General features: G+C 68.6%; 1 pseudogene. It reads left to right on the top strand.

The annotated features are described in order from the left end of the window. Positions 1-16: 16 nt before the first annotated feature. Positions 17-930, top strand: a pseudogene (locus TN53_RS41020) (ATP-binding protein); the annotation flags it as partial.

The following is a 930-nucleotide window of genomic DNA, read 5'->3' as shown; positions in this document are numbered from 1 at the left end:
GGTTAGACAGGCGCCCGTGGGGAGTCGCCCGCTCGCCCACCGGCTGTGCGCCATGGCGAGTCGGCGCACTGACGATCCCAAGGCTCTGGACCTCTATGCGGCCGCCCTGGAGATCGCGAGCGCCCAGGACGACCCGAGGCAGCTGAGCGAGGTCGTCTCCGCAGTGCGCGAACACTGGGCCGGCATCAAGGGGGACCGGCGCACCCTGAGGGACGCCAAGCGCCGAGTGCTCAAACAACTGGGTGCCGCGCTGCGGAAGGTCTCCGACCGGATCGACACCACCCCGCTGTACTGGGAACTGTTCCGACTGGGCATCCAGGAACCCTCCTACTCGATCCGCCTGGTCGTCGCCCAGGAGTTCGGCACGGGCGGCAACGCGGCGTTCGCTGTGATCCGCGAGCGGGTCGGCCTGCACAGTGACCCCGTGCAGGAGTACAACGACCGGCTGGACAGGCTCAAGGCCTGGAAGAGGCGGGAGTACGAGGCATGGTCCGCGCGCATGAGGAGGGCGCTGGCGGACCGTACGTCCCCGCGAGGCACGTCGGTCGACTACATCGGGAGGTTGCAGGAGGACCGCAGGGAACTGAACCGGAACTACCGCGACCGGCGGGTCGATCTCTTCCGGGAGTTCGTGATGCGGGCCTGGATGCTGCCCATGCTCCTGGGCTCTGTCGACGAAGCCCATCGCGACGAGGCCCGGGAGCGCCTCACTAAGTGGCTGCGCCACCTCGATCCCAAGTTCACCGGCGGCACCCCCGACCTGCCGCTCGCTCTGGAGGCTGCCCTGGCCCAGGGTTTCAAGTACGCGGCCAACCGCCGCCTCCGACATCCCCACACCCACCTGAGCGGCCGCAACGATCTGATCCGTCAGGCGGAGACCGTGCTCCAGCACTCACGCTGCTGGTACGCGCAGCTCAGTCTGCTCCAGGC

The sequence above is a fragment of the Streptomyces sp. WM6386 genome (assembly GCF_000972385.1).
Classification (GTDB): Bacteria; Actinomycetota; Actinomycetes; order Streptomycetales; family Streptomycetaceae; genus Streptomyces.
The sequence above is the reverse complement of the archived record's forward strand: the minus strand, read 5'-3'. Positions and strand labels throughout refer to the sequence as shown.